Source organism: Pontibacter sp. BAB1700 (genome assembly GCF_000277005.1).
Taxonomy (GTDB): domain Bacteria; phylum Bacteroidota; class Bacteroidia; order Cytophagales; family Hymenobacteraceae; genus Pontibacter; species Pontibacter lucknowensis.
Genome location: NZ_AKIS01000162.1, coordinates 1 through 8,560 on the forward strand (window position 1 = coordinate 1; position 8,560 = coordinate 8,560).

Sequence of the window (8,560 nt, forward strand, 5' to 3'; positions counted from 1 at the left end):
CCTGTAGTCCAGCGCATCCACGCTCCCATCCTGCTGCCGCAGCACCAGAAAACCACCGCCTCCTATGTTCCCGGCATCAGGGTATACCACTGCCAGGGCAAACTGCACCGCCACTGCCGCGTCCACGGCATTGCCGCCTCTGCGCAGTATGGCAGTGCCCACTTCAGAAGCCAGCGGATGCGCTGTCACCACCATGGCCTTGTCAGTGACCAGCCCGGTTTCGTTTGTATCCCAGCCTGCGCAGCCCGAGAAACTGATGATTGCAAGAATTAGGGTGATCCTGATGAATGTCAAGCCTGCTCTTTCTTTTTTCAGTGTATGAATCCTATTCTTTACCCGATTGCAGCGCATCGGGTTTTAAAGCAGGTATAGCTGCAGGCTTAAGGATCGATTATCTCTGGCTGCAAGAGGCGCATCCGAACCGTATACCTGTATAGCCGTTTTTATTAACTTATCAGGAAACTTACATATGGTATTCAAACAACCTCCCATACTGCACAATGAAAAAGGAGCGCTACGCACTGTGGGCTTTGAGCTGGAGTATACCAATGTAAGCATAGAAGACTCGGCGCAACTAGTTCAGGAGCTGTATGGGGGAATTATACAAAAGGAAAACCGCTTCAAACAAAAGGTAACAGACACGAAGCTCGGCGATTTTACGATTGAATTCGACCTGACGCTGCTGACGGAAAAGCGCTACAAAAAAGTGTTTGAGACCTTCAATCTGCGCCTCGAGGATGTCAAAATCGGGAATGGCACCCTGGAAGATGAGGTAGAGGAAACGCTCCGTAGCCTGGTCGGCAAGGTGTTTCCGAACGAGATCGCTTGTCCGCCCATTCCCTGCACGGAGCTCGCGGAAATAGAAAAAGCTGCGGGAGGCCCTTTACAAGCTTCATGCTGAGGGAACCAGTCTTTCCTCACCAACGCCTTCGGCACCCACATCAATGTGGAGGTTCCACGTCAGGATGTCGGTACGCTGCTGACCTATCTGCGCGCTTTCCTGCTGCTGTACCCCTGGCTGCTGGAAGAAGGCCGGACCGACCTGGCAAGGCAGATCAGTCCCTTTATTGCCCCATACCCGATCGAATACGTGACCCTTGTGCTGAACCCGGGCTACACCCCTGATCTGGACGGGTTTATCATAGATTACCATACCTACAACCCCGACCGGAACCGCCCGCTGGACCTGTACCCGCTGCTAGCCCACCTCAGAGGCGACCTGCTGATGCAGTATACCAAACTCGGCAAGGTAAAGGCCCGCAGTGCCTTTCATTACAGACTGCCCAACAGTTCGATCGCACAGCCGGACTGGACGCTGGCACAGGAATGGAACATCTGGGTACGGGTGGAGGAACTGGCAAGCGACCCGGGCATGGTAGAGCATCTCAGCAAAGAATACGGCTACCTCAAAGCGAATACCCTGCTAGGATTTGAAACCAAATGGATCAAAAGAATACGGAATGGCTATCCTAAAATCTAAAAATAAGATACACCGCGGCAGACCAACCATTGGCATTACCGGACCGGACAAGGGAGGCGGGGCCGCCTGGTTCTTCACGGCGCTCTCGGTACTTATTGCCGGGGGCCGGCCCGTGCGCATCACGCCCTCCAGGCCCCGCACTGCTGATGGTCTGCAGGGACTGATCATAGGCGGAGGCGCTGACGTGGACCCTACTATTTATGAACAGGAGCATGTGATGGACGAGTACCTGCAGCGCACGCTGCAGCACCCGAGGAAAAACATTTTTCAGCGGGTGGGCCGCTTTGTGAGCTGGGTCTACTACCCGGCTGTTTTTCTGCTGCGCAAGCTGCTGAGTCGAAAGCTTTCCTTCGGACTGGACCGTGCCCGCGACCAACTGGAACTGCAGCTGCTGGATCAGGCCGTCCAGAAAGGCCTGCCAGTGATGGGCATCTGCCGGGGCGCGCAGCTGATGAACGTCTACTTCCGGGGCACCCTCTACCAGGATATCAATACCTTTTACCTTGAAGAGCCTAATCCGGCGAGTGTGTTTCCGGTGAAAAAAGTGCACATAAAAGCAGGGAGTAAGCTCGCACAGGTGCTGGGGACGCAGCGACTTCGCGTGAATGCGCTGCACAACCAGGCAGTAAAAGAAGCAGGAGAATCCGTGAATATAGTGGCCCGTGAGCCCAACAAGGTCGTGCAAGGTATAGAACACCAGGAGCAGGAATTCATGATCGGTGTGCAATGGCATCCGGAGTATCTGCCGCAGAGTCGCTCACACCGTCGGTTATTCAAAGGACTGGTGCAGCAGGCCAGGCTGGTCAATCAGCAGATCGAGGAGCAGGACCTGCAGGCTGCCATGTCACAGCCAGCCCTGGAAGCCGAAAAGCAGTTGGAACAGCAGTGCGATGATACCCAACCCGAGTGATAGGCTACTTTTCCAGCGATTTCTGCAGGTATAGCGCTTCGTTCTTGAAGCGCACCAGTGCCAGCGCAACGGCTTGTTCGTAGAGCTGCGCCCTGTCTACCGCATTGTCAGTAAGCAGCCCGATGGCGCCGGATACCTGCTTTGAGTTGGACTTGTTGAACACCAGATCATCCGCTGCACCCAGTTCCATCCCCTGCCCCACCAAGTCAGCCACAATACCCGGCAGGTAAAAAGAAGCGGACCGGGCCTTGCCTATACCTGTGGCCGACCGTACCACCACCCAGGCAAAAGCAGCCAGTTCATCGTCGTGCGTCTCCACACCACCTTCTATACCTATCCAGTAATCACCCTCCGGATGTGCCGCACAGGCATTGTTCACCCTGTTCAGGGCACCTGTCAAAGTCTCCTGGTCAGTCATAGGCTGGTCTGCGACGCCCGAGGGCACCGACACAGGTATGGCCTCGAAGTGCACACCAGGGAACATTTTGCGGAAACCCCGGAGGGCAGCCTCTATTTTGACGGGATTGCGCGAAGAGACGACGATAGTTTGCTCTGTTTTGCTCATCAGGTATATGCTACTTGCTCGGCTACAAAGGAAGTGAAGTGAATGCAGAAGTAAAAATCATCTATTCTCCGCTGAGCGGCTTACAGTACCGGTCGCTACTCAAAGAGCATTATATAGGTATAATGCATAGTTCTACTTCCTGCCAAACATCCTCATTTACTACGCGTTAGCAATTACATAGGACTCCGGCAAATTCTATTTCGCTACCATAAAACTATGTACAGCTATGGCAAACTATTTTGAAAAATTCGCGCAGGAAGGTAATGAGTACATCAACCAGCTGGCGGCAGACCTGGGGCATCCGGAAGAAAAAGGACAGACTTACATTCTGCTGAGGGCGGTCCTGCACACGATCCGGGACAGAATCGCCATCAGTGAGTCTTTTCATGTGCTCTCACAATTGCCAATGTTCCTGAAGGCCCTCTACACAGAGCACTGGCAATACCGGGAGCAGCCGCTGCAGTTTGAGAGCCTGGAAGAGTTTAAAGATGCCGTGAAGCAGGAACAGGCCAGGCACGGAGAGCAGCAATTTAACTGGTCACAGTCCACAGAAGACCTGATCGCGGTGGTGCTGACTTCACTGAGTATGCACTACCTCACTGAAGGCCAGCTACAGCATATTGCAACACAGATGCCAGCAGACATAAAGCCGCTGTTTCCGGCAGCGCCCGAGCGCCACCGCGGCTAAGGTATACCTACTGCGGCATGCAGACCAACAGGGCCCGGCACTGACAACTAACGGTTTTAATGGTGACCGAGGTCATTCTTTTGCTTGGGTCTGATGTAGAGATTTGTACTCAATCCAATAAGATCCAAACTCAAAACTCTGAAAAGAATGGCAGCATCATCACAAAGACAATTGACAGGCAAAGTAGCCCTTGTAACCGGCGGTTCCTCGGGCATCGGCAAATCCAGTGCGATCCTCTACGCCCGCGAAGGGGCCAGAGTAGTTGTGTCCGATATTCACGAAGAACCGGGCATGCAGGTAGTGCAAGAGATAGAAGGCCAGGGCGGTGAAGCCATCTTTGTGCTGGGTGATGTTTCGAAGCCGGAAGACTGCGAGCGCATGGTGCAGCAGGCCGTGGAGAAATTTGGCCGGCTGGATATTGCCTTCAACAACGCAGGTATAGGCGGTGAGGCCAACCCGATCGGTGAGATGAGCATCGAAGGCTGGAACAAGGTCATCAGCGTGAACCTGAACAGCGTCTTTTACTGCATGCATTTTCAGATCAGACAGATGCTGCAAAACGGCGGCGGTGCTATCGTGAACAATTCCTCTATCCTGGGTCAGGTGGGCTTTGCCAACTCCGCCGCCTACGTGGCCGCCAAGCACGGCGTGGTGGGACTCACTAAAAACGGGGGCATCGAGTATGCTGCTCAAGGTATACGCGTCAACGCCATCGGACCTGCCTTTATCAAAACGCCGCTGCTGACCGATGCCGGTATGACCGAAGAGGTGTTGCAGTTCCTGGCAGGCAAGCACCCGATCGGCCGCCTGGGAGAGCCCGAAGAGGTTGCAGAACTGGTGATCTGGCTCAGTTCTGACAAAGCCTCCTTTGTGACTGGCGCCTACTATGCTGTGGATGGAGCCTACCTCACCCAGTAATTCCCCGTATGACAACAAAGCGAGAGCAAGCGTTATTTTAATTCAGATACTCACCTTGTATTGGAATTAAAGGTGCAACCAGCGGGGGAATTCCTTTCCTCCGCTGGCTGCATCAACACGAACTTCAAACTGACTATGAGTGTAACAGAGCAGAAAAGAGTAAGCAAAAGCCCGCTAAACCCTGACCAGCATATGGACTGGCATAGCCTTGACGCACAGGAGGCACTTGAGCTGCTGGGGGTATCATCTAAAAAAGGACTGACAGAAACTGAAGTACAGAAGCGGCAGGAGCAATACGGACGCAATGTAATGACGCCAAAAAAGCAACAGAGTGCCTTTGTGCGCTTTATGTTGCAATTTCACCAGCCGCTGATTTACATCCTGCTGGTCGCCACGGTAGTCACCCTCCTGCTGGAAGAATACATTGACTCAGCTGTGATCTTCGGAGTCGTATTCGTCAATGCCATCATCGGGTACATACAGGAATCCAAGGCGCTTGCTGCCATCGATGCGCTGTCCCGCAGCATGACGGCCAAGGCACAGGTGATCCGGGATGGCAAAAAACAAAACATCAATGCACAGGAGCTGGTCCCCGGTGACATAGTGCAGGTACAGTCCGGCGACAAGTTTCCGGCTGATGTGCGGCTGGTGCACGTGCGCGACATCAAAGTGGACGAATCAGCACTGACCGGTGAGTCTGTGGCAGTGGAAAAGAACGCAGCGCCTGTAGCGGCCGACGATGTGCTGGGCGACCGCTTCTCGATGGGCTTTGCCTCCACAGTCGTGACCTATGGGCAGGCAACCGGTGTGGTAGTGAGCACGGGCGATAAGACCGAAGTAGGCAAAATACAGGAGTCGATCTCGAGTGCAGAAACCCTGGAGACCCCACTCACCAAGAAGATCAAGGAATTCAGCCACCTTCTGCTCTGGGTTATTCTGGGGCTGGCCGCTGCAGTGTTTATTGTGGAGACCGTACGTGGAGCGGACTGGGGCGATACCTTTATGGTGGCGGTGGCTCTCGCAGTAGGTGCTATACCTGAGGGGTTGCCCGTGGCTGTAACTATTATGCTGGCGCTGGGGGTTTCCAAAATGGCCAAGCGTCGAGCGATCATCCGCAAGCTGGTGGCGGTGGAGACGCTTGGCAGCACAAACGTGATCTGCTCTGATAAAACAGGTACCCTGACCGAAAACCAAATGACCGTGCAGCAGATCGTGGCCGGCAACAAGGTATACGCCGTGAGCGGACTGGGCTATCGCCCGGAAGGCAGGTACAGGAAGGTGAACAGCAGGTGGACCTGAACACGAACAAGGCGCTCGAGCAACTACTTGTAGCGGGCCTGCTCTGCAACGACAGTTCAGTAAAAGAGAAAGAAGGCCAGTGGACCATCGAAGGCGATCCGACCGAGGGTGCCCTGGTGGTGGCCGCACAGAAAGCCGGCTTTGAGCGAGGCGAACTGGAGCAGAAACTGCCTCGCAAAGATGCCATTCCCTTTGAGTCGGAACACCAGTACATGGCCACCCTACACGAAGGTGAACGACGCGTCATATACCTCAAAGGCTCCGTGGAAGCCGTGCTGGAAAGAAGCGAAAGCATGCTGCTGCCCGATGGCGAAACCGGTCGTCTGGACACGGATGGCATTAACAAACAGGTAGAGCAAATGGCTGGTGAAGGCCTGCGCGTGCTCGCATTCGGCATGGCTGAGGCGGAAGACCTCAACAGTATAGACCACGACAACATGCGCTCCGGCCTGGTATTTATCGGTTTGCAGGGCATGATCGACCCGCCGCGCAAGGAAGCTGTGGAAGCTGTGAAACTTTGCCAGCAGGCAGGCATAGACGTGAAGATGATCACCGGTGACCATGCCGCAACGGCCTCCGCCATCGCCAGCCAGATCGGGCTGGAAGGCACCCGTGAAAACGCAAACTCAAGGCCATCACCGGAAAGGAACTACAGCAGATCGAGGACCGGGAGTTGGAGGAGATCGCCGAGAGAACAGCCGTATTCGCCCGGGTAGCCCCTGACCAGAAGCTGCGACTTGTGAAAGCCCTGCAGGCCCGCGACCATGTGGTGGCCATGACCGGTGACGGCGTGAACGACGGCCCCGCCCTGAAACAGGCAAACATAGGTATAGCCATGGGCATCACCGGAACCGACGTGGCCAAAGACGCCTCGGACATGGTGCTCACCGACGACAACTTCTCTTCCATAGAAGGAGCTGTGGAGGAAGGCCGCAGCGTGTTCGACAACCTGACCAAGTTCATTGTCTGGACACTGCCGACCAACCTCGGTGAGGGACTTGTGATCTTGTTCGCTGTGGTCCTGGGCACGCAGCTGCCGGTGCAGCCGGTGCAATTGCTCTGGATCAACATGACCACTGCAGTGCTGCTAGGCCTGACACTGGCCTTTGAGCCGAAGGAGCCGGGTATCATGGACCGTCCGCCGCGCCCTACAAACGAGCCCATTCTGACCAAAGACCTGGTCATGCGCACCTTGCTGGTAGGTACGCTCCTGCTGATCGCCGCCTTTGGCCTATACCTGTACGAGCGCCGCATACTGGGCACAGATGTAGCAGAGGCCCGCACGGTGTCGACAACGGTGTTTGTGGTCCTGGAGTCTTTTTACCTGCTGAGCTGCCGCTCCCTGGTGCGGCCCATGCGCCAGATCGGCTTCTTCAGTAACATGTGGGTGTATTACGGTATCGCGGCGATGTTCTTCTTTCAGGCACTGTTCATTTACCTGCCGATCATGAACACCCTGTTTGGCTCGGCACCACTGGATGCAATGCAGTTGCTGCGCATCTTCGGCGCCGGTGTAGTACTGCTGATCATCGTGACCATCGAGAAGACCATCCGTTTTAGCATCAACAAACGAAAAGAGAAAGCGGCGGCCAGTAACTAGGCCGCTGCTATACCTAAGCCTTGAAGACTTTAGTTCGCATTGGGATTGTACTGGTTTCGCTATACTTGTTGCTTATGGGTTTTTTATCGTTTCAGCAAGAGAACCTGATCTTCTTTCCGGAAAAACTACCCACTGATTACCGTTTTGGGTTCAGGCAGGAGTTTGAGGAGCTCACTATACCTGCCAGCGACGGCACCAAACTGCACGGTGTGCTTTTTAAAGTTCCTGACCCGAAAGGGCTTGTGTTCTACCTGCACGGAAATGCCGGCTCGGTGGACTCATGGGGCTGGGTATACGAAACCTATACTGACCTGCAGTACGATGTGTTTGTGCTAGACTACCGCGGGTATGGCAAAAGCGAAGGCAGCATCAGCAGTGAGTCCCAGTTTTATGCAGACGTGCAGACGGCTTACGATGTCCTGAAGAACAGGTATGGCGAAGAGCAGATCGTGGTGATCGGCTACTCGATCGGGACAGCCGCTGCTGCTAAACTGGCGGCCGAAAACAAGCCCCGGCTTCTGATCCTGCAGGCCCCTTACTATAGCCTGGGCGATCTGATGCAGAGCCTCTACCCCTTTGTGCCTACCTTCCTGCTCAGGTATAAGTTTGAGACGTTCCGGTTTGTACAGCTGACCAAAGCCCCGATTGCGCTATTCCATGGCATGCTGGACGAGATCATCTACCTGGGTCCTCTGAAAAGCTGAAGGCACACTTAAAGCCAACGGACCGGTTAGTGCTGCTTAAAGGACAGGGGCATAATGGCATGAATGAGAACCCCGCCTACAAACGAGAGGTGGAACGCATACTGGCAAAACTGCCTTGAGTTGGCCACCCAAAACAGAGCCGTACAAAACAAATGCATTACCAAGCAAGTACCTCAATAACTGAACAATAAAAGAATAGATGGAAGGAGTATTTAACACCACAGGTCGGACCAACGTACCCGATTCCTATACCTATACCCCACAAAACGAGCAGGAAGCCTGGATCGCTATTATGCACGCCTGCGTAGCCGTGGACGATGATGTAGCAGACGAAGAACTGGATGTGATGGCCCATACCCTGGCCAACAGAAAGCTGTTTGAGGGGCACGACATCAT

9 protein-coding genes and 2 pseudogenes are annotated in these 8,560 nt (G+C 54.4%); 9 read left to right on the top strand and 2 right to left on the bottom strand.

Annotated features, from left to right (window positions below; all coding sequences use genetic code 11):
* Positions 1 to 258 (bottom strand): gamma-glutamyltransferase (locus O71_RS17495; RefSeq protein WP_369750984.1); only part of this gene is annotated, 258 nt, incomplete at its 3' end.
* A gap of 211 nt (positions 259 to 469) precedes the next feature.
* On the opposite strand from O71_RS17495, the pseudogene O71_RS17500 reads away from it, so the two are divergent.
* Both O71_RS17500 and O71_RS17505 read left to right on the top strand, forming a co-directional pair.
* Positions 470 to 1,480, top strand: a pseudogene (locus O71_RS17500) (amidoligase family protein).
* On the top strand, positions 1,461 to 2,390 hold the full coding sequence (locus O71_RS17505) for a gamma-glutamyl-gamma-aminobutyrate hydrolase family protein (RefSeq protein WP_007659508.1): 930 nt from the start codon (positions 1,461 to 1,463) through the stop codon (positions 2,388 to 2,390). Before O71_RS17500 ends, O71_RS17505 begins: the two are co-directional and overlap by 20 nt.
* A 4-nt stretch (positions 2,391 to 2,394) precedes the next feature.
* On the opposite strand, the gene yjjX is transcribed toward O71_RS17505, so the two are convergent.
* Positions 2,395 to 2,955: an inosine/xanthosine triphosphatase gene (gene yjjX / locus O71_RS17510; RefSeq protein WP_007659509.1), complete on the bottom strand. Its 561-nt coding sequence runs from the start codon at positions 2,953 to 2,955 to the stop codon at positions 2,395 to 2,397.
* Between the two features lie 226 nt (positions 2,956 to 3,181).
* Here yjjX and O71_RS17515 point away from each other — a divergent pair, with 226 nt between their 5' ends.
* The 7 genes and pseudogenes from O71_RS17515 to O71_RS17535 form a co-directional block, all read left to right on the top strand.
* On the top strand, positions 3,182 to 3,643 hold the full coding sequence (locus tag O71_RS17515) for a DUF2267 domain-containing protein (protein WP_007659511.1): 462 nt from the start codon (positions 3,182 to 3,184) through the stop codon (positions 3,641 to 3,643).
* 147 nt (positions 3,644 to 3,790) lie between these two features.
* Entirely contained in the window at positions 3,791 to 4,561 is a 771-nt protein-coding gene (locus tag O71_RS17520; RefSeq protein WP_040574635.1) for an SDR family NAD(P)-dependent oxidoreductase, read from the top strand.
* Between the two features lie 192 nt (positions 4,562 to 4,753).
* Positions 4,754 to 5,860: an HAD-IC family P-type ATPase gene (locus O71_RS25925; RefSeq protein ID WP_237717888.1), complete on the top strand. Its 1,107-nt coding sequence runs from the start codon at positions 4,754 to 4,756 to the stop codon at positions 5,858 to 5,860.
* Positions 5,851 to 6,576 (top strand): HAD family hydrolase, encoded by a 726-nt coding sequence (locus O71_RS25930; RefSeq protein ID WP_007659514.1) that lies wholly within the window; start codon positions 5,851 to 5,853, stop codon positions 6,574 to 6,576. Before O71_RS25925 ends, O71_RS25930 begins: the two co-directional genes overlap by 10 nt.
* Positions 6,534 to 7,460, top strand: coding sequence for an HAD-IC family P-type ATPase (locus O71_RS26670; RefSeq protein WP_007659515.1), 927 nt, complete (start codon positions 6,534 to 6,536; stop codon positions 7,458 to 7,460). Before O71_RS25930 ends, O71_RS26670 begins: the two co-directional genes overlap by 43 nt.
* 20 nt (positions 7,461 to 7,480) lie before the next feature.
* Positions 7,481 to 8,164 carry an alpha/beta hydrolase gene (locus O71_RS17530; protein WP_237717889.1) on the top strand — a complete coding sequence of 228 codons (684 nt, stop codon included), beginning with the start codon at positions 7,481 to 7,483 and terminating at the stop codon, positions 8,162 to 8,164.
* A gap of 199 nt (positions 8,165 to 8,363) precedes the next feature.
* Positions 8,364 to 8,560: pseudogene (locus O71_RS17535) on the top strand (hypothetical protein); the annotation flags it as partial.